Annotated in this window: 22 protein-coding genes; 13 read left to right on the forward strand and 9 right to left on the reverse strand. The window is 71.9% G+C overall.

The window, feature by feature from the left end:
- Nucleotides 1-35 precede the first annotated feature (35 nt).
- A complete protein-coding gene (locus ABZ725_RS05310) occupies nt 36-707 on the reverse strand; it encodes a class F sortase (RefSeq protein ID WP_358801425.1) in 672 nt (223 codons plus the stop codon).
- 333 nt (nt 708-1,040) lie between these two features.
- On the opposite strand from ABZ725_RS05310, the gene ABZ725_RS05315 reads away from it, so the two are divergent.
- Complete coding sequence (locus ABZ725_RS05315) at nt 1,041-1,547, forward strand: hypothetical protein (RefSeq protein WP_358801426.1); 507 nt, start codon at nt 1,041-1,043, stop codon at nt 1,545-1,547.
- Nucleotides 1,548-1,631: 84 nt separating this feature from the next.
- On the opposite strand, the gene ABZ725_RS05320 is transcribed toward ABZ725_RS05315, so the two are convergent.
- The 3 genes from ABZ725_RS05320 to ABZ725_RS05330 form a co-directional block, all read right to left on the reverse strand.
- Nucleotides 1,632-2,141 (reverse strand): hypothetical protein, encoded by a 510-nt coding sequence (locus ABZ725_RS05320; RefSeq protein ID WP_358801427.1) that lies wholly within the window; start codon nt 2,139-2,141, stop codon nt 1,632-1,634.
- A gap of 196 nt (nt 2,142-2,337) precedes the next feature.
- Nucleotides 2,338-3,102, reverse strand: a complete 765-nt coding sequence (locus ABZ725_RS05325) for a hypothetical protein (protein ID WP_358801428.1) — start codon at nt 3,100-3,102, stop codon at nt 2,338-2,340.
- A 21-nt stretch (nt 3,103-3,123) separates the two neighbouring features.
- Nucleotides 3,124-3,762: a hypothetical protein gene (locus tag ABZ725_RS05330; protein ID WP_358801429.1), complete on the reverse strand. Its 639-nt coding sequence runs from the start codon at nt 3,760-3,762 to the stop codon at nt 3,124-3,126.
- A gap of 344 nt (nt 3,763-4,106) precedes the next feature.
- Here ABZ725_RS05330 and ABZ725_RS05335 point away from each other — a divergent pair, with 344 nt between their 5' ends.
- The 3 genes from ABZ725_RS05335 (at nt 4,107) to ABZ725_RS05345 (ending at nt 8,361) form a co-directional block, all read left to right on the forward strand.
- Entirely contained in the window at nt 4,107-5,090 is a 984-nt protein-coding gene (locus ABZ725_RS05335) for an SCO0930 family lipoprotein (RefSeq protein WP_358801430.1), read from the forward strand.
- A 326-nt stretch (nt 5,091-5,416) separates the two neighbouring features.
- Nucleotides 5,417-6,229: an SAM-dependent methyltransferase gene (locus ABZ725_RS05340; RefSeq protein WP_358801431.1), complete on the forward strand. Its 813-nt coding sequence runs from the start codon at nt 5,417-5,419 to the stop codon at nt 6,227-6,229.
- Complete coding sequence (locus tag ABZ725_RS05345; RefSeq protein WP_358801432.1) at nt 6,226-8,361, forward strand: EAL domain-containing protein; 2,136 nt, start codon at nt 6,226-6,228, stop codon at nt 8,359-8,361. Before ABZ725_RS05340 ends, ABZ725_RS05345 begins: the two co-directional genes overlap by 4 nt.
- A 73-nt stretch (nt 8,362-8,434) precedes the next feature.
- Here ABZ725_RS05345 and ABZ725_RS05350 read toward each other — a convergent pair whose 3' ends face one another.
- Entirely contained in the window at nt 8,435-9,280 is an 846-nt protein-coding gene (locus ABZ725_RS05350; RefSeq protein WP_358801433.1) for a LysR family transcriptional regulator, read from the reverse strand.
- A 124-nt stretch (nt 9,281-9,404) separates the two neighbouring features.
- On the opposite strand from ABZ725_RS05350, the gene ABZ725_RS05355 reads away from it, so the two are divergent.
- A complete protein-coding gene (locus tag ABZ725_RS05355) occupies nt 9,405-10,295 on the forward strand; it encodes an NAD(P)H-binding protein (protein ID WP_358801434.1) in 891 nt (296 codons plus the stop codon).
- Nucleotides 10,296-10,325: 30 nt separating this feature from the next.
- Here ABZ725_RS05355 and ABZ725_RS05360 read toward each other — a convergent pair whose 3' ends face one another.
- Nucleotides 10,326-11,210: a LysR substrate-binding domain-containing protein gene (locus tag ABZ725_RS05360; RefSeq protein ID WP_358801435.1), complete on the reverse strand. Its 885-nt coding sequence runs from the start codon at nt 11,208-11,210 to the stop codon at nt 10,326-10,328.
- Between the two features lie 130 nt (nt 11,211-11,340).
- Between ABZ725_RS05360 and ABZ725_RS05365 the strand changes: the two genes are divergently transcribed.
- From ABZ725_RS05365 to ABZ725_RS05390, 6 genes are all read left to right on the forward strand, one after another.
- Nucleotides 11,341-12,012: a succinate dehydrogenase gene (locus ABZ725_RS05365; protein ID WP_351914042.1), complete on the forward strand. Its 672-nt coding sequence runs from the start codon at nt 11,341-11,343 to the stop codon at nt 12,010-12,012.
- Nucleotides 12,013-12,014: 2 nt separating this feature from the next.
- Entirely contained in the window at nt 12,015-13,967 is a 1,953-nt protein-coding gene (locus ABZ725_RS05370) for a fumarate reductase/succinate dehydrogenase flavoprotein subunit (RefSeq protein WP_358801436.1), read from the forward strand.
- Nucleotides 13,964-14,713: a succinate dehydrogenase/fumarate reductase iron-sulfur subunit gene (locus tag ABZ725_RS05375; RefSeq protein WP_358801437.1), complete on the forward strand. Its 750-nt coding sequence runs from the start codon at nt 13,964-13,966 to the stop codon at nt 14,711-14,713. Before ABZ725_RS05370 ends, ABZ725_RS05375 begins: the two co-directional genes overlap by 4 nt.
- A 226-nt stretch (nt 14,714-14,939) precedes the next feature.
- Nucleotides 14,940-15,704, forward strand: a complete 765-nt coding sequence (locus ABZ725_RS05380; RefSeq protein ID WP_358802047.1) for a GNAT family N-acyltransferase — start codon at nt 14,940-14,942, stop codon at nt 15,702-15,704.
- Nucleotides 15,704-16,606, forward strand: coding sequence for a lysophospholipid acyltransferase family protein (locus ABZ725_RS05385; RefSeq protein WP_358802048.1), 903 nt, complete (start codon nt 15,704-15,706; stop codon nt 16,604-16,606). The genes ABZ725_RS05380 and ABZ725_RS05385 overlap by 1 nt, the downstream gene beginning before the upstream one ends.
- Nucleotides 16,607-16,720: 114 nt before the next feature.
- Complete coding sequence (locus ABZ725_RS05390) at nt 16,721-17,779, forward strand: NAD-dependent epimerase/dehydratase family protein (RefSeq protein WP_358801438.1); 1,059 nt, start codon at nt 16,721-16,723, stop codon at nt 17,777-17,779.
- Here the strand turns inward: ABZ725_RS05390 and ABZ725_RS05395 are convergent.
- The gene (locus tag ABZ725_RS05395; RefSeq protein WP_358801439.1) at nt 17,776-18,792 is read right to left on the reverse strand and encodes an LLM class flavin-dependent oxidoreductase; all 1,017 of its coding nucleotides are present in this window, start codon (nt 18,790-18,792) and stop codon (nt 17,776-17,778) included. The genes ABZ725_RS05390 and ABZ725_RS05395 overlap by 4 nt on opposite strands.
- Before the next feature lie 64 nt (nt 18,793-18,856).
- Entirely contained in the window at nt 18,857-19,027 is a 171-nt protein-coding gene (rpmF, locus tag ABZ725_RS05400; protein ID WP_358801440.1) for a 50S ribosomal protein L32, read from the reverse strand.
- Between the two features lie 92 nt (nt 19,028-19,119).
- On the opposite strand from rpmF, the gene ABZ725_RS05405 reads away from it, so the two are divergent.
- Nucleotides 19,120-19,611, forward strand: a complete 492-nt coding sequence (locus tag ABZ725_RS05405; protein WP_358801441.1) for a hypothetical protein — start codon at nt 19,120-19,122, stop codon at nt 19,609-19,611.
- Nucleotides 19,612-19,630: 19 nt separating this feature from the next.
- Here ABZ725_RS05405 and ABZ725_RS05410 read toward each other — a convergent pair whose 3' ends face one another.
- Nucleotides 19,631-19,846 carry a dodecin gene (locus ABZ725_RS05410; protein ID WP_351919604.1) on the reverse strand — a complete coding sequence of 72 codons (216 nt, stop codon included), beginning with the start codon at nt 19,844-19,846 and terminating at the stop codon, nt 19,631-19,633.
- A 261-nt stretch (nt 19,847-20,107) separates the two neighbouring features.
- Between ABZ725_RS05410 and ABZ725_RS05415 the strand changes: the two genes are divergently transcribed.
- Complete coding sequence (locus ABZ725_RS05415) at nt 20,108-21,367, forward strand: extracellular solute-binding protein (protein WP_358801442.1); 1,260 nt, start codon at nt 20,108-20,110, stop codon at nt 21,365-21,367.
- The last annotated feature ends 267 nt before the right edge of the window (nt 21,368-21,634 follow it).

A 21,634-nucleotide genomic window follows, 5' to 3' on the forward strand; every position in this document is an offset into this window, starting at 1 on the left:
GCCCTGTTGCCGCCGCCCGCCCGGTCGGGCGCCGCTCAGCGGACCTCGACCAGGCGGGCGAAGGCGACGACGTTCCCGTCGTATCCGTTCGCCTTGGAGAAACCGCCGCCGCAGGTGATGACGCGCAATTCGGGGGCGCCCTTGGAGGCGTAGACGCGGTCGCCGGGGAAATTGTTCTTCTCGAAGACCTCGATGCCGTAGATCTCGAAGATCGCGGTCTTTCCGTCCTTACGCGCCACCTCGACGCGATTTCCCTTCTTCAGGGCGCCGAGACCGTAGAAGACCGCCGGCCCCAGTTGGTTGTCCACATGGCCGACGACGACCGCGGTTCCCTTTTCGCCGGGCGATACGCCACCGGTGAACCAGCCGGCCAGATTGGGGTCCTCCGGCGGCGGCGCGCCCACCCAGCCGTCCGCGTCCAGACCGACCGCCATGACCGGCGCGTTCACCTGGATGGCGGGGATCCGCACCCGGTCCGGCTCGGCGTACGGCAGCGGAGTCGGGGTCAGGCCGAAGGCGCCGCCCGTGGTGCGGCCGTCCGCGGCCGCCGCCGAGGCCGGCTGCGGCGGGCCGATGTCGAACTCCCCCGACCCGTTCCGGATGAGCGCGAGACCGGTCAGCAGAACAAGCGCTATCACGCCCCAAGGGGCGCGCTTCCGCCGCCGCTCCTCTTCTTCCGCCGCCTCGGACAGCTCGTACGCAGACATTCGCCATCCCCTTTCGACGCGGCCGTCGCCACGTCCTTTCGCGCATACGAGAACGCTAAGTCCCCCGGCCCGAACCGGCGACGGGGCCACAGCGAACGGGTGGCCCGACATCCTTGCGGTGCGCCATCCGAGTTGCCGACGGCAGGAATTTTCTGACGGTCCGTGACCTGCGGCGATATCCCTTTACAAGCATTTTGCTCGGCGTGTCCCCTCACCAGGACGGACCATTCCCGAAATGCGGGCGCGTGCACGGCATCTGAGGGTCTTTTTGGGAGGCGCTTTCTCGCCGACATGCCGGGGACGGGCCCCGGGGCGCCTTCCGCGGAGGATCACATGCGTACCACTCGTGTTCTGGCGGCGTCAGCGGTCTCCGTCGTCGCGGCCACCGCCCTGGGAGTCGCCGCCCCCGCCGCCGTCGCACGCGACGGCATGGGCGCCAATCCGAGCAACATCGTCGTCCTGCCCGCCGTCATCGCCCGCGGCGGCCAGATCACGGTCACCGTGGACGGCTGCCCCACCGGCGGCACCATGACCTCGAACGCCTTCCGGCAGGCCAATCTGACGCCGATCAGCGGTGCCAACCAGACCGCCAAGGGCACCGCGACCATCGACGACGACGCCCGGCCCGGCACCTACGACATCACCGTCAACTGCTCCGGCCGGACCCTGACCCGCCCGGCCGCCTTCACCGTCATCGGCGGTGTCCGCGGCGGTCTCGGCGGCAGCACCACCACCGGCGCCACCCCCACCGACATGGCCATCGGCGGCGGACTCGTCGCCGCGGCCCTGCTCGGCGGCGGACTGTTCTGGATGCGGCGTCGCACCGAGCGCCGTACCTGACCCATGAACAGGCCTTCGCCCCGGTCCCTGCTGGGATCCGGGGCGAAGGCCTGCGCGCGAACGGGTCTGCGCGTGCCCGAGCCGTCAGCCGCCGTCCTCTGCGGCGCGCCGCCGGGAGAAGTAGTACGCGGCGCCCACCGAACCCGCGATGAGCGCCGCGCCCAGCCCGATCTCCTCGAGGTCGAACCCGGCGACGCTGCCGCCCTCACCGGCCTGCACGCCCTGCGGGACCGGACGGCCGCCGACGATCGTCAACTCCTTGACGGCGCTGAGGCCGCCGCAGCTGAACGTCACCCGGTACGACGCGCCCGCCTTGGCGTTTCGGTCGACCAGGACCACCGCCGACGAGGAGCCCCGCGGGATGACGACCGCGTCGAACACCTCAGAAGTGACCGTCACGGAGCTTCTGCAGCCGCTGGTGTGGCGGTCCACCTGAACGGTGACCTGCCCGCCCGCCGAGACGGCCGAGGGCAGCACGCTGTAACCGTTGGACATGACGTAGTGGTCGTCGTCGGCGGCTACGGCGGCCGGTGCGCAGAAGGTCAGTGCGGTGACGCCCAGCAGGGCGGCCGAAGCGACGCGTATCGCGCGCATGGTGGAACCTCCGGTCCCCGAGGAGCAGCTGCGGACCTGTTCCGCTTGCGCCATAAATGCACCTCGATGACCGAAACGCTAGGAACATGTGTGCGCTCGCGCGATCGCAGTCGTGCGAATGGGGCACGCGTGTGGGCCGCACAGGGGACGGCGCCGGCGTGGCGGCCGCCCCCGAACGCCCGAGCCGTTCAGGATCTCAGCCCTTGATGCCGGGGAAGAGATGGAGGAACGGTTCCGCCGACGCGGTGATGCCCCGGCTGTAGGGCGCGTCGAAGTCCCAGATGAGGAAGAGCAGGAAGGCGATGAGCGCGGAGAACAGCCCGGCCAGGACCAGTTCGCGCGGCGTGCGCCGGATCTGCAGCGCGAACACCATGCCGATGGTGATGGCCGCCCCGGCCAGCAGCCCGAACCACACCACTCCGGGCATGGTGGCCCCGGTCGAGGCGGCGCGGGCGTTGCGCGCCTGGTCGGCCGCGGCCATCTGGTCGAGCAGCGGCTGGTAGGCCTGCGCCTGGAAGTCGGTCTTCGGCTCGTAGTCGGTGACGTCCACCCGGACCTGCCGCAGGAGTTCGTCGCCCCGCTTCGTCACCTCGCCGTCGTCGGCCATCTTCTTCCACTCGGTGGTGACGACGTGTCCGACATAGGCGTTGACATCCTCCCGAATGCGGTCACGGGCGTCGGCCGGGTAGACCCGCACCCGCTCCGAGATCTCGTGCAGCGCCTGCGCCTCCGCCTGGACGTGGTCCTGTGCGACGCTGCGCGCCTCCCAGACCCCGGCGATGGCCAGGCCCAGGACGATGGCGTACACCACGCCGATCCACATCGTCATGTACTCGATGACGTCCGGGGTCTCGGAGGGGTCCTCGTCCTCGGGCGCCCTGCGGTGTCGAACGAGGGTCACGACGACCACCACCGCACAGGCGGCGAGCATCGCGAGGGTGAGAACAAGCCATTCCGGCAAGAGATGCCTCCAGCATCGGTGTCAGCGCGGTCGCAGCGCGGCGACGGCGATCACCGCGGGCACGGTGATGAGCAGGACGTAGGTGACCGGCGACTGGCCGCCGCGGGCGGGCCGCTGATGCGGCGAGGAGTGGTACACCGGATAGCTCACCGGGGTCGGGGAGGGCCGGGGTGTGGGCTTGGGCGGGGGCGTCGGCTCGGGGGTGGGAGTCGGCGTCGGCGTGGGGACCGGCCGGGGGAGCGGCGCCGCGGGCCGGGGCGCGGGCGCCGGCGGCGTCGGGCGCGGCTTCGGCGCGGGCGGCCTGGGCTTCGGGGGCGGCACGGACTCGGGTGGCGGCTTCGGCGTCGGCTTCGGAGGTGGGGGCGGGGTCGGTGTGGGGGTGGGAGTGGGGGTCGGCGTCGGTTCGGGCGGTGGCTTCGGCTTCGGCGGCGTGGGCGTCGGGGTGGGCGTCGGCGTCGGCTTCGGACACACCGGGGGAGTCGGCCACTTGTGGCCGCCGGCGACCGCCACCGCCTCGGTGCCGTCCGGGCCCGTCGAGGCGTACGCGCACGCGTCGGCCGTGGCCACCCCGGCCGGTGCGGCCGCGAGGATCCAGGCCACGACTCCCAGGGCCATTGCCCTGGTGACGAGGGCGGATCGGGTCGGTTCGGATCCATGCACGACGGAGATCATGCGGCCTCTCGCGCCGCCCTACGCCCGTGCCCTACGAGGATTGCCCCGAACGGGGGAAGTTCCGGTCCGCAGGTTTGCCGGCGATGCGTGCGCGTATCCGGATGCCTCGTGCGCATGTACGACCGGCGCGAGGCTTCGCGGGCCCTTCGCGGCAGGTCACGGCGTCCGCCGCGGTCGTCGCCGCGGTGGCCGGACGGGGCCCGCGTCACAGGTCGCAGAAAGAATTTTGTGCCGGGTTTGAACGCAACGACCACCCCCCTGCGTACTCAGGGCCGTGCGGCGGCGCAGCAGGGCGCTGCAACACCCTTGTGACGATCGGGGAGTTGTTGACGATGAAGACCACCTGGCGGAGCGCCTCACTCGCGGCGAGCGCTGTGGCCGTTCTGGCGCTGACGACGGCGTGCGGTTCTGAAAGCGGCACGTCGTCGAGCCAGAACGTCGGGGCCACGGCCCCGGCCGGTGGCATCGCGGGAGTCGGTGTCGGAACCGGCGTCGGCAGCGGTGTCGGCTCCAGTGCGAGCGCCAGCGCGACCGGCGGTGCCGGCGCCCAGGGCGCAGCGGGCGAACTGGCCATCTCCGCGAACACGGACCTCGGCAAGATCCTTACCGACGGCGCCGGCAAGACCCTCTACCGTTTTGACGCGGACACGGCCGAACCGCCGAAGTCCAACTGTGACGGCGACTGCGCGACCACCTGGCCGCCGGTCTCCGCCGATGACATCAGCGCCGGTGACGGCATCGACAAGTCGCTGCTCGGCGAGGTCACCCGCACCGACGGCACCAAGCAGCTGACCGTGGCCGGCTGGCCCGCCTACTACTACGCCAAGGACGCCAAGGCGGGCGACACCACCGGCCAGGGCGTGGGCAACAAGTGGTTCGCGCTGACCCCCGAGGGCAAGAAGGCCGCCAAGTCGGGCGCGGGCTCGGGTTCCGAGGCCGAGACCGAACTGCCCGGGCTGTCCGTGCGCAACGACCCCAACCTCGGCAAGATCGTCGTCGACAAGGACGGCATGACGGTCTACCGGTTCATCAAGGACAAGGCGTGGCCCGAGCCGGTCTCGAACTGCAACGGCGCCTGCCTCGTGAAGTGGCCGGCGGTCGCGCCCGTGGACTTCGCGGAGACCAAGGGCATCCAGGAGAAGGGCTACATGAACTTCACCCGGGGCGACGGCACCAAGCAGCAGACCATCAACTGCTCGCCGATCTACACCTTCTCCGGTGACAAGGCGCCCGGAGACATCAACGGCCAGGGCGTCGGCGGCACGTGGTACGCCGTCGCGCCCGACGGAAAGCTGGTCGGAGCGCCGGAGCAGTAGAGATCACCTCCCCAGGGCTGATCCCCGCAACTGCCCCATAGCGCACGACCGTTGGTCCGCCCCCTCCGCGCCGCACGGAGGGGGCGGACCGCTGTGCTTGTCCGCCCCCCGCCTCCTGTGCGTAGACTTTCGCCGCCCTGTGGACCGCCCGGAACTCTCCGGAACGTCCCGGGCACCCTTCGTAGCCCCACGGGGGGCGTCGATTCGGCACGTGCCGCAGGCAGTGACCGGGAACGGACGGTCAATTTCCGTTTCCACTCGCCCGTTTGGCGGGCGATCAGTAGCCTCAGCTCGAACACCGGATCGCCTACGCCTTGGAGAGATTGATGGAGCGTCCCGCCTGGGCCCCTCGGAGCATCGACATCTCGGTGCCGAGTGTCTCGCGGATCCACGACTACTACCTGGGCGGTTCGCACAACTTCGAGGTCGACCGGGAGGCCGCCCGCAGGGCGATGGAGTTCATGCCGGGGCTTCCCAAGATCATGCAGGCGAACCGGGCGTTCATGCGCCGGGCCGTGCGCTGTGCGGCGGCCGAGGGCGTCACCCAGTTCCTCGACATCGGCTCCGGCATCCCCACCTTCGGCAACGTCCACGAGGTCGCCCAGGCGGCGAGCCCCGGGGCGCGCGTGGTGTACGTCGACCACGACCCGGTGGCCGTCGCGCACAGCCAGGAGGTGCTGGCGGACAACGCCGACGCCGACGTCGTGGCCGCCGACCTGCGCAAGCCGCACGACATCCTGAGCAGCCCGCAGGTGGAGCAGCTGATCGACCTGGAGCGGCCGGTGGCGCTGCTGCTCGTCGCCGTACTGCACTTCGTCGAGGACGCGGACGACCCGTACGCGGCGGTGGCCGAGCTCGGCGCCGCGCTCGCACCGGGCAGTCTGCTCGTGCTCACGCATGCCTCGTACGAGGGAATCCCGCAGCCGCCGGAACGGGCCGAGGGCGCGGTGGACGTATACAAGGACATTCGCAACCCGCTGATCATGCGCTCGCGTGAGAAGATCGCGCGGTTCTTCGAGGGGTACGACATGGTGGAACCGGGACTGGTCCCGACGCCGCACTGGCGGCCGGACACGGCGCCTGAGGACGAGGACCCCTGGGCCTTCACCGGTTTCGCCGGCCTGGGGCGTACGGCGTGAGCGCGGAGCCGGACGGGCCGCAGGACAGACTGCGGCGGTTCGCGACGATCTGGAGCCGGGCCGTGTTCCCGGTGACCGCGACGTCGCTGACCCGGCCCGAGCTGGAGGAACAACTTCTGCCGCTGGCCCGGCGGTTGCGCGAGGCGCTGCTGGAACGGGCCTTCGACGCCGCCGCGGGCAAGACCGTCGGCGCCGCCCTCGTCGACGTGCACTGCACCGACCCCGAGGCGCTCAGCCGGTCCCTCGACTGCGTCGACGCCTACCTGGTGCTCTACTGCGGCGAGGACGGTCCCCAGGAGGACCTGCGCACCCGCGCCTCACGGCTGCAGCACGCCATGGCGGCCGGGTACGCGCAGGCGCTGCGCGAGCGCACGCTCGCCGAACAGGAGACCATCGCCCGGGCCGCGCTGCAGGCCCAGGGCGTGGTCGCGCAGGCGCTGCACGCGAGCGAGGCCCGCTTCCGCGCGGTCTTCGAGGGCGCCGCGATAGGAATCAGCATCGCCGATCTGGAAGGCAACGTCCTCCAGGTCAACGGGGCGCTGCTGCGCATGTTCGGCGGGTCCGAGCAGAGTCTGCGCGGCCGCAAGGTCGAGGATCTGACGCATCCCGAGGACGCGCCGCAGATCTGGAAGCTCTACGACGAACTCGTCCGCGGCGAACGCGAGCACTTCCACACGGAGAAGGCGTTCAGCCGCCCCGACGGAACGGTCCTGTGGACCAACCTGACGGTCTCCCTGCTGCGGGACGCCGACGGCGCACCGCAGTACATGCTGGCCCTGATGGAGGACACCACCGAGCGCCGGCTGCTCAACCTCCGGCTGCGCTACGAGGCCACCCACGACGCGCTCACCGGCCTGCCCAACCGCACGCTGTTCTTCGAACGCCTGGAGAAGGTGCTGGGCGCCGGCGAGAGCAAGCGCTTCGGCCTGTGCTACCTCGACCTGGACGGCTTCAAGACCATCAACGACAGCCTCGGACACGCGGCCGGCGACCGGCTGCTCGTCGAGGTCGCCGACCGGCTCCAGTCCTGCGCGACCGCGCCCGGCGAGATGGTCGCTCGTCTGGGGGGCGACGAGTTCGTGGCGCTGACCACCGGCCGGGACACCCGCCACGAGGTCGACGAACTCGCCGCCCGCATCATGAACGCCCTGATCGCGCCGGTGAGCATCGACGGCCGGGAGCTGACCGTGCGCGGCAGCATCGGCATCGTCGAGGGCCCGGCGGGGGAGCGCAGCGCGGCGGAGGTGCTGCGCAGCGCCGACATCACCATGTACCGGGCCAAGTCGGCGGGCGGCAACCGCTTCGAGCTCGCCGACCCGGAGGCCGACGCCCGCGCGATCACCCGGCACGGTCTGACCACGGCGCTCCCGGCGGCCCTCGAACGCGGTGAGTTCTTCATCGAGTACCAGCCGCTGGTCCACCTCGGCGACGGCAGTGTGCGCGGCGCGGAGGCCCTGGTGCGCTGGCTGCACCCGCAGCACGGGGTGCTCGGCCCCGACCGGTTCATCCCGCTCGCCGAGCACACCGGGCTGATCGTGCCGCTGGGCCGTTGGGTGCTGGAGGAGTCGGTGCGCCAGGCCGGCGAGTGGCGGGAGCGGGGCGGGGACTCCGACCCCCTCCGCATCAACGTCAACCTCTCTCCCTGCCAGCTCACCCACCCCGGGCTGGTGCAGGACACCGTCGACATCCTGGAACGCGCGGGCGTCGCACCGGAGGCGCTGTGCCTGGAGGTGACCGAGTCGGCGTTGATCGGCGCCGACGACGATCTGCTCAAGCCGCTGCGCCGGCTCGCCGAGATGGGCGTCGACATCGCCCTGGACGACTTCGGGACCGGCTACTCCAACCTCGCCAACCTGCGCCGCCTTCCGGTGAGCGTGCTCAAGCTGGACCGCTCCTTCACCCAGGGCATGCAGCAGTTCCCGGCGGACCCCGTCGACCTCAAGATCGTGGAGGGGATCGTTTCCCTTGCCCACAGTCTGAACCTCGCGGTCACGGTGGAGGGCGTGGAGACCGGCGCCCAGGCCGAGCAACTGCGCATACTGGGCTGTGACACGGCCCAGGGCTGGTACTACGCCCGCCCCGGCCCGCCGGACAGGCTCCACGAGCTGGCCCTGGTGGACGCGACGGCCTGAGCGGCCATGGGCGGATGACCACGCAACCCCACCGCCGCCAGGGGACGCCGGCACCGCCCGAGGCCGTCCGGCGTCAGCCCGCCCGCCGTTCGCGGACGTCCTCGGCCACCGCCGTGGCCGCCCGGACGAGCGCCGCGGTGGCCGTCGAGCGGGACTGCTGGGGCCAGGCCACGACCAGGACGGCAGGGGGCGCGTCCAGGACCGGCCGGTAGACGACGCCCGGCCGGGGATACCGGTCGGCCACCGACGCCGGCAGCAGGGGGACGACCTCGCCCAGGCCCACGAGGGTGAGGAGCTGGGCGAGGTCGTTCCCCCTGCCGCGCACCTCGTCCATGTACCCGTGCGCCTCGTCGGGGCGCAGCCCCAGGTCGGCGAGGGTCAGCGCGACCCGGGCCGCGAGGGGATGGGCCACGGCGAGGGCGGCGACGCGCGGCTCGGCGGCCAGGTGCTCGGCATCGAGGCCGCCGCGGTCGTACGGCTCGTAGACCAGGGCGACATCGGCCTCGCCCCGGCGCAGCAGCCGGGTCTGCTCGTGCCATGCGCACAGCCGCACGGAGACCGGCGCCGCCGCGGGGTCGGCCGCGTATCGCGCGAGGATCGGCTCCAGCAGCCCGGCGTCCCCGTCTGCCTTCACCGCCAGCACCAGCTTCGGCTCGTCGGAGGCCGCACGCCGGGTCCGTCGCTCCGCGGCCTCCAAGGCCTCCAGCGCGAACCGGGCCTCCTCCAGGAGGACTTGACCGGCGGTGGTCAGCGTCACGCTGTGCGTCGTCCGCTCGAACAGGACCGCTCCCAGCTCCGTCTCCAACTGACGGACGGCCCGGGACAGCGGCGGCGGCGAGATGCCCAACCGATCCGCCGCGCGGGCGAAGTTGAGCTCCTCGGCGACCGCGACGAAATAGCGCAGCGGACGGGACTCCATGGGCCGGCCCTTCGATCGGTATTGCCCTGAGGGTAACAAGCGGGAGCGAAGCGGTCCTTCAGTTCGGCGGGGTCCGGCGGCAGGCTCGACGACATCCCGACCACCGTTCTTCCAGGAGCAGTTCATGATCGTCGTCACCACTCCGACCGGCCAGATCGGCCGTGAGGTCGTCGCCCGTCTCCTCGACGACCCCGCCGCGGCCGCACCGGTCCGGGTGATCGTCCGCGACCCCGCCCGGCTCGACCCGCAGGTCCGTGACCGGGTGGAGGTCGTCCGGGGCTCGCACGCCGACCCCGCTGTCCTGAAGGAGGCGTGCGAGGGCGCCGACCGTGTGTTCTGGCTGGTCCCGCCGGACCCTGCCGCCGACAGCGTCGAGGGACAGTACCGGGCCTTCAACGAGTCGCTGTGCGAGGTGATCGGCGCCCAGGGCATCACCCGGGTCGTGGCCGTCTCCACCCTCGGCCGCGGCGTCGCGAGGAACGCCGGGCTGATCTCCGTGGGCCTCGCCATGGACGAGGCGATCGCCGCCACCGGCGTCCACTACCGGGCCCTGTGCCCGCCGGCCCTCATGGAGAACACCCTGCGCCAGGCCGCCGCGATCCGTGACACGGGCGTCCTCGTCACGCCGCATCTGCCCGGCCGGGTGCTGCGCCTGTGCGCCACGCGCGACATCGGCGCCGCGGCGGCCAGGCTGCTGCTCGACGACTCCTGGACCGGGCGGGCGGACGTCCCCCTGGTCAGCCCCGACGACCTCACCCCCGAGGGCATGGCCGCTGTCCTCGCCGAGGTGCTCGACCGGCCCGTGCGCGCCGAGTTCGTCACCGTCGCGGCACAGCAGGCCGCGATCCTGCGCTCCGGAGCGACCGAGGCCTGGGCGCAGGGGTACGCCGACATGATCGACGCCCAGAACGACCAGGGCTTCTACGGCGCCGTCCAGCTCCCCACCCCCGACCTCGCCCCCACCGCCTTCCGTCAGTGGTGCGAGGAGGTGCTCAGGCCGGCCGTGCTGGACTGAGCACCTGTGTGCACAGGGTCTGAGCCCGGATCAGCGCTCCAGCAGCATCCGCTGGAGCTCCCGGGCCGCCCGCGGCGGCGCGACGTCGCTGCGGTGCGCGAGGGCGATTCTGCGGTGCAGACCGGGCCGGGCGAGCGGGGTGACCCGCAGCCCGCGCCCGGACCGGGCGGCGACCATGCGCGGGACGACCGCCACGCCCAGCCCGGCCCGCACGAACCCGAGCACCGCGTCCATCTCCCCGCCCTCCACCGCGAAGTCCGGTTCGAACCCCTCCGCGCGGCAGGCGGCCACGGTGAGTTCTCGCAGGTCGTAGCCGTGCCGGAACATCACCAGGGGCTCGCGCTCCAGATCGGCGATCCGGACGGTCCGGCCCCCGTTCCCCGGTCTGGCGGCCTCGGGGGAGGACACCACGACCAGGTCCTCCCGCAGCAGCTCCACCGTCGTCAGCGCGGGGGACGGCGTCGGCAGGGGCAGGACGACCAGGGCCAGGTCGAGGGCGCCGCGGGCCAGCTCGCGGACGAGATCGTGCGAGCCGCCCTCCTCGATCATCAGCCGGATGCCCGGGTAGCGGTCGTGGAAGTCGCGCAGCACGTCCGGCAGCAGGCCGGTGCACACGCTGGGCGTGGCCCCGAGCCGCACCCGCCCGCTGCGCAGCTGCACCAGCTCCTGCACCTCGTAGCGTGCGGTCTCGGTGTCCGCGAGGATGCGCCGGGCCAGCGGCAGCAGCGCCTCGCCCGCGTCGGTGAGCGTGATGTTGCCGCGCGCCCGCAGGAACAGATCCGCCCCCAACTCCCGCTCCAGCGCCTTGATCTGCTGCGACAGCGACGGCTGAGCGATATGCACGAGCTCGGCGGCCCGGGTGAAGTGCCGGGTCTCGGCGACGGCCACGAAGTACTGGAGCTGCTGGAACTGCATGCCGCAAGCCTACGCCGCCGATAGTCATCGCCTATGGAAACCAGGCGGACCATGTCTTGGACCGATGGGGCGGTCCGGTCCTACCGTCGGACCCATGGCTCTGGCACCGGGGACGGACCGAAAACCGTCCATGACGCGCACCATGTGGGACTCGTCCGTCGGCAAGAAGACCGTGATGGCCGTCAGCGGTCTGATCATGCTGTCGTACCTGGTCGTCCACATGCTGGGCAACCTCAAGATCTTCTTCGGATCGGGCGACTTCAACCACTACGCGCACTGGCTGCGCACCCTCGGCGAGCCCTTCCTGCACTACGAGTGGGCACTGTGGATCATCCGCGTGGTCCTGGTCGCCGCCGTCGTCGCGCACGCCGTGTCCGCGTACCAGCTGAGCCGCCGCGGCATCAGGGCCCGTCCGACGAAGTACGTGCACAGCAGGCCGCGGGCCGACTACGCCACGCGCACCATGCGCTGGGGCGGCGTCATCCTCGCGCTGTTCATCGTCTGGCACATCCTGGACCTGACGACCGGCACCGTGCACAGCGGCGGCTTCCAGTCCGGACACCCGTACCAGAACGTGATCGACACCTTCTCCACCTGGTACGGCAACGTCATCTACATCGTCGCGATGCTCGCGCTCGGCCTGCACGTCCGGCACGGCTTCTGGAGCGCCGCCCAGACCCTCGGCGCCGGCAGCCGCACCCGCGACCGTGCCCTGAAGGCCGGCGCCGACGTCCTCGCGCTGCTGCTCACGGCCGGCTTCATCGCCGTCCCCGTGGGCGTTATGACCGGAGTGGTGAGCTGAACATGACTACCGCATACGCGGACTACCCGACCGGCGAGCCGATCGTCGACGCCAAGGCCCCTTCGGGTCCGATCGCCGAGCGCTGGGACAAGCGCCGGTTCGAGGCCAAGCTGGTCAACCCGGCCAACCGGCGCAAGCACACCGTGATCGTCGTCGGCACCGGACTCGCGGGTGGCTCGGCCGGCGCCACGCTCGCCGAACAGGGCTACCACGTCGTCCAGTTCTGCTACCAGGACTCCCCGCGCCGCGCCCACTCCATCGCCGCGCAGGGCGGCATCAACGCGGCGAAGAACTACCGCAACGACGGCGACTCCGTGCACCGCCTCTTCTACGACACCGTCAAGGGCGGCGACTTCCGGGCGCGGGAGTCCAACGTCCACCGGCTCGCGCAGATCTCGGTCGAGATCATCGACCAGTGCGTGGCGCAGGGCGTGCCCTTCGCACGGGAGTACGGCGGTCTGCTCGACACCCGTTCGTTCGGCGGCGTACAGGTCTCCAGGACCTTCTACGCCCGCGGCCAGACGGGCCAGCAGCTCCTGCTGGGCGCCTACCAGGCCCTGAGCCGGCAGATCGCCGCCGGGAACGTCGAGATGCACCCGCGCACCGAGATGCTCGACCTGATCGTCGTCGACGGGCGGGCGCGCGGCATCGTGGCCCGGGACCTCATCACCGGAAAGATCGACACGTACTTCGCGGACGCCGTCGTCCTCGCCAGCGGCGGTTACGGAAACGTCTTCTACCTGTCGACGAACGCGATGAACTCCAACGCCACCGCGATCTGGCGGGCGCACCGGCGCGGCGCGTACTTCGCCAACCCCTGTTTCACCCAGATCCACCCCACCTGCATCCCGCGCACCGGCGACCACCAGTCGAAGCTGACGCTGATGAGCGAGTCGCTGCGCAACGACGGCCGGATCTGGGTGCCGAAGGCCAAGGGCGACGACCGCCCGCCGAACCGGATCCCCGAGCAGGAGCGCGACTACTACCTGGAGCGGATCTACCCCTCCTTCGGCAACCTGGTCCCGCGCGACATCGCCTCCCGCGCCGCGAAGAACGTCTGCGACGAGGGCAAGGGCGTCGGCCCCGGCGGACAGGGCGTCTACCTGGACTTCGCCGACGCCATCGGGCGCATGGGGCGCAAGGCCGTCGAGGCCAAGTACGGCAACCTCTTCGACATGTACCAGCGGATCACCGACGAGGATCCGTACGAGGTGCCGATGCGGATCTACCCGGCCGTGCACTACACGATGGGCGGACTGTGGGTCGACTACGACCTGCAGACCACCGTCCCCGGCCTGTTCGCGATCGGCGAGGCCAACTTCTCCGACCACGGGGCCAACCGCCTCGGCGCCTCCGCGCTGATGCAGGGCCTGGCCGACGGCTACTTCGTCCTCCCGGCGACCATCAACGACTACCTCGCCCGCAACCCGGACCAGGGCGAGGTGAGCGACGAACACCCCGTCGTCCGTGAGGTGTTGGCCGAGACCCAGGACCGGCTCAACCTGCTGCTCGCGGTCGACGGCGACCGCACCCCGGACTCCTTCCACCGCGAGGTCGGCGAGCTGATGTGGGAGTTCTGCGGCATGGCCCGCACCGATCCCGGTCTGCGCAAGGCGCTGGAGCGCATCCCGCAGATCCGCGAGGAGTTCTGGCGGCGCATCAAGGTCCCCGGCGTCGGCGAGGAGTTCAACCAGTCCCTGGAGAAGGCCAACCGGGTCGTCGACTACCTGGAACTCGCCGAGCTGATGTGCCTCGACGCCCTGCACCGCGCCGAGTCCTGCGGCGGCCACTTCCGCGAGGAGTCGCAGACCCCGGACGGCGAGGCCGCCCGCCGCGACGACGCGTTCGGGTACGCGGCCGCCTGGGAGTTCACCACGACCGGCGAAGCCCCGACCCTGCACAAGGAAGACCTGGTCTTCGAGTACGTCCACCCCACCCAGCGGAGCTATGCATGAAGCTCAAACTGCGCGTCTGGCGGCAGCGCAACGCCGACGCCGACGGCGCGATGTCCACGTACGAGGTGGACGGCATCTCGCCCGACATGTCCTTCCTGGAAATGCTCGACACCCTCAACGAAGAGCTCATCCTGCGCGGCGACGACCCCGTCGCCTTCGACCACGACTGCCGCGAGGGCATCTGCGGCGCCTGCTCGCTCGTCATCAACGGCGACGCGCACGGACCGGAGCGCACCACCACCTGCCAGCTGCACATGCGGTCCTTCCGGGACGGCGACACGATCGACGTCGAGCCGTGGCGGGCCGCCGCCTTCCCCGTCGTCAAGGACCTGGTCGTCGACCGCGGCGCCCTCGACCGGATCATCCAGGCCGGCGGCTACATCACCGCCCCCACCGGCGCCGCGCCCGAGGCCCACGCCACCGCGGTGCCCAAGCCGGACGCCGACCTCGCGTTCGAGCACGCCGAGTGCATCGGATGCGGGGCCTGCGTGGCCGCGTGTCCCAACGGGGCGGCGATGCTGTTCACCTCCGCCAAGGTCAACCACCTCAATGTGCTGCCCCAGGGTGCTCCCGAGCGCGAGACACGGGTGCTGGACATGGTGGCGCAGATGGACGAGGAGGGGTTCGGCGGCTGCACCCTCGCGGGGGAGTGCGCGACGGCCTGTCCGAAGGGCATCCCGCTGGTCTCCATCACGAGCATGAACAAGGAGTGGCTGCGGGCCACCCGCAAGGTCGCCAAGCGGTAGCGGCGCGGGGAGGGCCGCAGGCTGCGGGGCGCGGGTGCGTCGCAGCCGGTCGCGCGGTGCCCCGCGCCCCTGGTGGGCGGCGTCTCCCGGGATTCAGCAGCCGCACATCCCCGGGTTCCGCGCAGGACACGCCGAGGCCAGCCGGCCGCGGAAGAAAGCAGGTGCGCATTCCCCATGCACCGTCCCCATGCTTCTTCCGCTCGGCGCAGGAGACCTCATGACCGCCATGCCGCTCTCGCCCCCCGCCCTCGCCGTCCCGCCCGGCGGCAACGGCTACCTCATGTCGCTGGCCCGTGACCAGGACGACGTCCGGGCCGCACAGCGACTGCGCCACCAGGTGTTCGCCGGGGAGCTCGGCGCCCGGCTCGACGGCCCCGAACCGGGCCTCGACACGGACGCCTTCGACGCGTACTGCGACCACCTTCTCATCCGGGACCGCGTCACCGGCGAGGTGGTCGGCACCTACCGGTTGCTGCCGCCCGAGCGGGCCGCGGTCGCCGGACGGCTGTACTCCGAGGGCGAGTTCGACCTGAGCCCGCTCGACGCGATCCGGCCCGGCATGGTCGAGGTCGGCCGCTCGTGCGTGCACCCCGACCACCGGGACGGCGCCGTCATCGGCCTCATCTGGGCCGGCATCGCCCGCTACATGGTGGACCGCGGCCACGAGTGGCTGGCCGGCTGCTGCTCGATCCCGCTGGCCGACGGCGGCACGCTGGCCACCGCGACCTGGGACCGGGTGCGCGACAAGCACCTGGCGCCGCAGGAGTTCCGGGTCCGGCCGCTGCTGCCCTGGACCCCGAACGGCGCCGGCCCGGTCGCCCGCACCGAGCTCCCGGCCCTGCTGCGCGGCTACCTCCGCCTCGGCGCCTGGGTGTGCGGCGAGCCCGCCCACGACCCCGACTTCGGCGTCGCCGACCTGTACGTGCTGCTGTCGATGCGTCGGGTCAACCCGCGCTATCTGCGGCACTTCCTCTCGCTCGTCCCGGCGTGATGAGCGTCTGGCTGCCCAGCGCGCCCTGCACCCCGCGGGCGTGCGTGGAGACGACGGCGTCCCTCACGGGCCTGCCGCGGGCCGTGCTGCGGCTCACGACGGTCGTCCTGCTGGTCCTGGTCGGGGTCGTGCTGGCGCCGCTCAGCGCCTGGATACCGGCCCGCGTGGTCCGGTCGTGGAGCCGGACCGTGGTGCGGGCGGCGGGGGTCCGGGTCCGGGTGACCGGTGCGACCGCGCCCACCTCGACCGGGCTGCTCCTGGTCGCGAACCACATCTCCTGGCTGGACATCCCGCTGCTGGCCGGCGTCCGCCCGGCCCGGATGCTCGCCAAGGCGGAGATCCGGCGGTGGCCGGTGGCGGGCGCGCTCGTCGCCGGTGGCGGAGTCCTGTTCATCGACCGGGACCGGCTGCGCGCCCTGCCCGAGACGGTCGCCCGGATCGCCGACACACTGCGCGCCGGGCGGGCGGTCGCGGTGTTCCCGGAGGGGAGCACCTGGTGCGGCCGCGCCCAGGGGCACTTCCGGCGGGCCGTGTTCCAGTCCGCGCTGGACGCCGGAGTACCCGTCCAGCCCGTGCGCATCCGCTACCGGGACCGCGACGGGGCGGCCAGCACCGTGGCCGCCTTCGTCGGCGACGACCCGCTGTTGGCCTCGCTGTGGCGGGTGGTGACGGCACGGGGCCTGGTCGCGGAGGTCGAGGTACTGCCCGCGCTCGCCCCGGGCGACCACGCCGACCGCAAGGCGCTGGCGGCGGCCGCCGGGTCCCGGGTGCTGGGCGGTCCGCCGCAACGACAGCTCGTCGCCCCGACCCCCCGGCACGGCGAGCCCCCGACCCCCCGCCTCGCCCCGCGCGCCCGGCACCGCCGGCCCGTCGGTCGCCGGGTCGAGGCGGGAGGCGGCTGACCCGTCGGCCGGGTGCGGGCAGCACCGCTCGTCGAACGAATTTCCGGTGAGTGGGGGGCTCTCGGGAGGCTCCGATGGGATCATGGCGCATCCCGACCTCCGAGGGGAGCGCGCGTGAGCGGAAGCCCGGCCGGCCGAACGGTTCTCGTGACGGGAGGCAGCGGCTTCGTGGCCGCCCATCTCGTACGTCAGCTGCTGGAACGCGGCTACCGCGTGCACACCACCGTGCGCTCCACGGCGAACCCGGCGAAGCTCCGGCCCCTGCACGCCCTGCGGGACGCCCATCCCGGCCGGCTCGACCTCTTCGAGGCGGACCTGCTGACGGAGGGCTCCTTCGACGAGGCGATGAAGGGCTGCGCGGTGGTCTTCCACGTGGCCTCGCCCTTCCTGATGCCGGAGAAGATCAAGGACGGCCGACGGGACGTGGTGGAACCCGCCCTGCGGGGCACGCGCAACGTCGTGGCGGCCGTCGAGCGCACGGAGACGGTCGAGCGTCTCGTCCTCACCTCCACCGTGGGCGCGATCTTCGGCGACTACTCCGACGTACGGGCGATGGACGACCGGACCCTGTCGGAGAGGTACTTCAACACCACCAGCACGGTCGAGAACAACCCGTACCACTACGCCAAGACGGTGGCCGAGCAGGCCGCCTGGGAGGCCGAGGCCGCCCAGGACCGCTGGCGGATGGTCTCCCTCAACCCCGGCCTGATCCTGGGCCCGTCCCTCACCCCGGCCTCGGACTCGGGCAGCCTGTTCCTTCTCGACGAGCTCTTCAAGGGCTACTTCTTCTACGGCGCCCCCGACTTCAGCTTCACCACCGTCGACGTCCGGGACGTGGCGGCGGCCCACATGGCGGCGGCGGAACACCCCGAAGCGCACGGCCGTTACATCGTCGCCGCGCAGGAGATGACCTCCTTCCACCAGATGGCGAAGGCCCTGCTGAAGCACCACCCGAGAAACCGGCGCCTCCCCCGCACCGCCCTCCCGCACTGGCCGGTCCGTATCCTCGGCCCCGCCTTCGGTCTCTCCCAGGCCTACATCCGCAACCATCTCGGCATCCGCTTCCGCGTCGACAACCGCAGAAGCACCGAGGAACTCGGCCTCGCCTACCGCCCGATCGAGGAGACCCTGGTGGACCACTACCGCTCCTGGCAGGAGCAGCGGCGCAGCTAGCGGTTCCGCTCCCGGTCCACGATCCCGGCGAGCCGGCGGTAGGAGTCCAGCAGCGCGGCACGGTCGTGGGTGCTGGTCGTGACGAGGACCTCCTGGGCGTCGGTCTCCTTCAGCAGGGTCTCCAGCTCGTCGGTCACCTGCTCCTCGGAGCCCGCGATATGGCCGCTCAGGCCGGACTCGTAGAAGCCGCGTTCCTTCGCGGTCATCGTGCGGGTCTCGACCTGTCCGGCGGGCGGCAGCGGCGGGAAGGTGCCGTGGGTGCGGGAGTACGCCATCGACCAGGCCTCCGGCAGCAGCAGACGGCGCGCCTGCCCGGGGTCGGCGGCCACCACGACCGTGCCCGAGACGACGACGTACGGCTGCGACGCCCAGGGGGAGGGGCGGAAGTGGGTGCGGTAGTGGTCGATGCCCCGCCGCATCCGCTCCCGGTCGCGGAGGTCGCCGATGACCAGCGGCAGGCCCGCACGGGCCGCGATCGTCGCGCCCTCGCCCATGGCCAGCACGAACGGAGGCACGCTCAGGCCCTCTGCCGGGTACGCGTGCACCCGGGTCGGGGAGCCGCCCCGGAACCAGCCGAGCAGTTCCGCCAGCTGGGCCGCGAAGTCGTCGGCGTCGGCGTCGTCCTTGTCCCGGCCGAGCGCCCGGCGCACACCGCCGGTGAAGCCCACCGAGCGCCCCAGACCCATGTCGATCCGGCCCGGGAAGAGCGACTCCAGCACGCCGAACTGCTCGGCCACCACCAGCGGCCGGTGGTTGGGCAGCATCACCCCGCCCGTGCCGACCCGGATCGTACGGGTCGCACCGGCCACGGCTGCCGCGAGAACGGTCGGCGCGGAACCCGCCACCCCGGGCACGCCGTGGTGCTCGGACACCCAGAAGCGGTGGTAGCCGAGCCGCTCGGCCTCCCGCGCCAGCGCCACGGTGTCCCGCAGCGCCTCGGCGGCGGTGTGCCCCTCGCGGATGCGCGAGCGGTCGAGGACGGAGAAGCGGGCCGAGGCGATCACGGAACTCATACGAGGTTCAACACCGCACGGCCCGCAGGATTCCTGAGCCGCTCCGCCAGTCGGAGCATGTCGGTCAGCCCTCGGGGTGCAGCAGGCCGCGTTCGTAGGCCTTCACCAGGTGCTGGGGCACGAGGTGGCGGACGCCGTCGACGGTGACCGGCACGAGCCGCGGCGTGCTCGCCTTCCACTGGGCGCGGCGGTGCCGGGTGTTGCTGCGGGACGTCTTCCGCTTGGGGACGGCCATGGGAACCTCCTCGATCGGCTCGGGGTGAGCTGCGAGGACGCTATATGAAAATGGATCCCATGAGCAATAAAGGTTGTCCTAGGGTGGATGCCGTGACCGACAGCAGCAGGCGGCCCGTCGCCGTGTTCGATCTGGACAACACCCTCGCCGACACGGCCCACCGGCAGCGGTTCCTGGAGCGCAGTCCGCGCGACTGGGACGCGTTCTTCGCGGCCGCGCCGCACGACCCGCCGCTCCCGGAGGGCATCGCACTGGTGCTGGCCAGCGCCGAGGAGTGCGAGGTCGTCTACCTCACCGGCCGGCCCGAGCGCTGCCGACGGGACACCCTGGCCTGGCTCGCCGCACAGGGCCTGCCGGAGGGGCGCGTCCACATGCGGCGCAACGACGACCGCAGGCCCGCCCGGCGCACCAAGCTGGAGGTCCTGCGAAGGCTGGCCCGCGACCGCGATGTCCGCGTGCTCGTGGACGACGACGAACTCGTGTGCGACGACGCCGAACGGGCCGGCTTCACCGTCGTCCGGGCGCGCTGGACGGCTCCGTCCGGCGCGCTCGAGCAGGCGCAGGAGGGCGAGGGCCGGACCTGAAGGGCCTCGGCCTCGGTCGTCAGTCCGACTCGTCCAGGCGGAAGCCGACCTTCAGGCCCACCTGCCAGTGTGCGATCCCGCCGTCCTCGATCTGGCCGCGCACCTGGGTCACCTCGAACCAGTCCAGGTTGCGCAGCGTCTGCGAGGCGCGGGCGACGCCGTTGCGGACGGCCTGGTCGACACTGTCCGGCGAGGTGCCGACGATCTCCGTGACCCGGTAGGTGTGGTTCGACATCAGGTGCTCCTCTCGACCGTGACGGCGTCGTCACGTGTGTCACGCGTCACTCCACCGTGCCCGAAGGTGCGGCGGAGCGCGAGGCGTCGGGGCGATGGGGCTACGGGATGGCGGGGCGACGGGGGCCGGGTCCGATCTCCCCGGGCCCCTCTTGACCGCTCGCATTGGTCCATACCAAAATCCGGAGGCACCCGCTCGAGCGCAGCGCTCGTCCCCCATGTCGGGCCCCTCGCCCTGTCCGCCAGACAGAACAGGATCCCCGTGAGACGTCGCCTCCTCGCCGTTGTCTGCGTGTCCGCCTTCCTCCTCACCGCCTGTGGCGTGCTTCCCGGGACGGGGGGATCGGACCGGCAGACGGTCACCGTGTGGCTGATGAAGGACAGTGCCTCCCAGGAGTTCCTCGACCGGTTCACCGCCGACTTCGAACACGACCACCCCGACCTCGACCTCGACATCCGCATCCAGCAATGGACCGGCATCGGCGACAAGGTGGAGACCGCGCTGGCAGCCGACGACAGGAACGGGCCGGACGTCATCGAGGTCGGCAACACCCAGGTCCCGCAGTACGTCGACGGAGGCGGACTGCTCGACCTGACGCTGGAGGCCGCGGCGAAGTGGGGGAGGGACGACTGGCTGCCCGGTCTCTCCGAACCGGGACAGCAGCGCTTCCACCAGTACGGCATCCCCTGGTACGCGGCCAACCGTGTGGTGATCTACCGCAAGGACCTCTTCGCGCAGGCCGGCGTCACGGCCCCGCCCCGCACCCGCGCCGATTGGCTCGCCGCGACCGAGAAGCTGAACTCGGGCGGCGACCAGGGCATCTACCTGGCCGGCCAGGACTGGTACACCCTCGCCGGGTTCATCTGGGACGAGGGCGGCGACCTCGCCACCGAGGACGGCGGCCGCTGGACGGGCGCCCTCGACACCCGGGCCGCCCTGCGCGGCATGGACTTCTACCGCCGGCTCCAGGCGCTCGGCGACGGCCCCGTCGCGGCGGACGAGGACCACCCGCCCCAGGCCGGCGTGTTCGCCGGGGGCAAGGTGGCGCAGATCGTGGGAGTGCCCGGACTGGCCCAGGCGGTTCTCGAGCAGAATCCCGCCCTGGAAGGCAAGTTGGGCTTCTTCCCCGTGCCCGGCAAGAGCGAGAGCAAGCCCGGCGCGGTCTTCACCGGGGGCTCCGATCTGGTCGTCCCCCGCAGGACGGACGTCCGCAAGGGCGCCGTCGCGGTGGTCGCGGCGCTGACCGGCGCGAAGTGGGACACCGAGCTGGCCCGCACCATGAACTACGTGCCGAACAAGGCGAAACTGGCGAAGGCCGTCGCCGGTGAGGAAGGGGTCGCGGCGATGGCGGCGGGGGCCGCGCAGGGCCGCGCGACCCCCAGCACACCCGAGTGGGCCGCCGTCGAGGCGGACAACCCGATCAAGGGCTACATGACGAACGTGCTCACCGGCTCCGACCCGGCGACCGAGGCCCGCCGCGCCTCACGCCTGATCACGGAGGCGCTGAAGGTGGCCGCCTGAGCGCCGCTCGCGCCTCCCGCGGTGTTCAGCGCACGGTGCTGACCTCGACGGCGGTGATGGCATCGTCCTCCAGGGTGACGGACACCCCGATGCTGGAGCCCCGGGTTCCGTATGCACCGTCTGCGCTGTACTCACCGTCCGCAGCGCATCCGGCCGTGTGGGCCACAAGGGCCGCAAGAATCCTGACCGGCCGGCCGCTTGAGGGCCTCGCGAATACCGTCCCCGGCCGAACTCCCTCTGAGGTATGGGAGTTCGGCCGGGGCGGCA

This window comes from Streptomyces sp. NPDC006872, assembly GCF_040635845.1.
In the GTDB taxonomy this organism is placed as follows: Bacteria; Actinomycetota; Actinomycetes; order Streptomycetales; family Streptomycetaceae; genus Streptomyces.

Excerpts from the sequence above, each read along its gene's own strand:
- ABZ725_RS05385 (WP_358802048.1), top strand. The coding sequence starts at position 15,704 with ATGAGCGTCTGGCTGCCCAGCGCGCCCTGCACCCCGCGGGCGTGCGTG.
- ABZ725_RS05395 (WP_358801439.1), bottom strand. The coding sequence starts at position 18,792 with ATGAGTTCCGTGATCGCCTCGGCCCGCTTCTCCGTCCTCGACCGCTCG.
- ABZ725_RS05315 (WP_358801426.1), top strand. The coding sequence starts at position 1,041 with ATGCGTACCACTCGTGTTCTGGCGGCGTCAGCGGTCTCCGTCGTCGCG.
- ABZ725_RS05365 (WP_351914042.1), top strand. The coding sequence starts at position 11,341 with ATGACGCGCACCATGTGGGACTCGTCCGTCGGCAAGAAGACCGTGATG.
- ABZ725_RS05340 (WP_358801431.1), top strand. The coding sequence starts at position 5,417 with ATGGAGCGTCCCGCCTGGGCCCCTCGGAGCATCGACATCTCGGTGCCG.
- ABZ725_RS05335 (WP_358801430.1), top strand. The coding sequence starts at position 4,107 with ATGAAGACCACCTGGCGGAGCGCCTCACTCGCGGCGAGCGCTGTGGCC.
- ABZ725_RS05360 (WP_358801435.1), bottom strand. The coding sequence starts at position 11,210 with ATGCAGTTCCAGCAGCTCCAGTACTTCGTGGCCGTCGCCGAGACCCGG.
- rpmF (WP_358801440.1), bottom strand. The coding sequence starts at position 19,027 with ATGGCCGTCCCCAAGCGGAAGACGTCCCGCAGCAACACCCGGCACCGC.
- ABZ725_RS05350 (WP_358801433.1), bottom strand. The coding sequence starts at position 9,280 with ATGGAGTCCCGTCCGCTGCGCTATTTCGTCGCGGTCGCCGAGGAGCTC.
- ABZ725_RS05375 (WP_358801437.1), top strand. The coding sequence starts at position 13,964 with ATGAAGCTCAAACTGCGCGTCTGGCGGCAGCGCAACGCCGACGCCGAC.
- ABZ725_RS05310 (WP_358801425.1), bottom strand. The coding sequence starts at position 707 with ATGTCTGCGTACGAGCTGTCCGAGGCGGCGGAAGAAGAGGAGCGGCGG.
- ABZ725_RS05380 (WP_358802047.1), top strand. The coding sequence starts at position 14,940 with ATGCCGCTCTCGCCCCCCGCCCTCGCCGTCCCGCCCGGCGGCAACGGC.
- ABZ725_RS05320 (WP_358801427.1), bottom strand. The coding sequence starts at position 2,141 with ATGCGCGCGATACGCGTCGCTTCGGCCGCCCTGCTGGGCGTCACCGCA.
- ABZ725_RS05355 (WP_358801434.1), top strand. The coding sequence starts at position 9,405 with ATGATCGTCGTCACCACTCCGACCGGCCAGATCGGCCGTGAGGTCGTC.
- ABZ725_RS05410 (WP_351919604.1), bottom strand. The coding sequence starts at position 19,846 with ATGTCGAACCACACCTACCGGGTCACGGAGATCGTCGGCACCTCGCCG.
- ABZ725_RS05370 (WP_358801436.1), top strand. The coding sequence starts at position 12,015 with ATGACTACCGCATACGCGGACTACCCGACCGGCGAGCCGATCGTCGAC.